The sequence below is a fragment of the Brevibacillus sp. LEMMJ03 genome, assembly GCF_007197875.1.
Taxonomy (GTDB): domain Bacteria; phylum Bacillota; class Bacilli; order Brevibacillales; family Brevibacillaceae; genus Brevibacillus; species Brevibacillus thermoruber.
Map to the genome: position 1 here is coordinate 1 of NZ_VKJN01000067.1, position 486 is coordinate 486.

1 protein-coding gene is annotated in these 486 nt (G+C 36.0%); it reads right to left on the reverse strand.

Going from position 1 to position 486, the window contains the following annotated elements:
• Nucleotides 1-220 (reverse strand): AbrB/MazE/SpoVT family DNA-binding domain-containing protein (locus FOI68_RS22830; RefSeq protein WP_143864420.1); only part of this gene is annotated, 220 nt, incomplete at its 3' end.
• Between the last annotated feature and the right edge of the window lie 266 nt (nt 221-486).

A 486-nucleotide genomic window follows, 5' to 3' on the forward strand; every position in this document is an offset into this window, starting at 1 on the left:
CAGGTTGTCCTAAACTGTCGAAAAGAGCTTCAGCGTACTCTTTTGCAAAGTCACCTAATTCACTAATTGGTGAATACTTTTTTAAAATGACCTCACCATCGCGGTCAACAAATATTTCAAGTGGGTCTCCTTCGCGAATACGAAGTGTTCTGCGAATTTCTTTTGGAATTACTACTCGTCCTAAATCATCGATTCGTCGAACAATACCTGTTGCTTTCATCTATCGATGCCTCGCTTTCATCTAGTGATTAAAAATGGCACTGGTGAAACAGTTGAATAATTCACCATTGTTGTGATTAGTATCCGTCACAAACAAAGTTATATACACAAAGGAGGGGGATTTTTTTTAAAAAGTGAAAATCCCCCATCTTCATCATTGCCATTTACTTATAAACAATAAACATGAACAATCAATTATTTTTTAGCATATTTTAACCCTTTTAGCAACTCATAAATGATCATTAACCACTGTTGCGGCTTCATTCC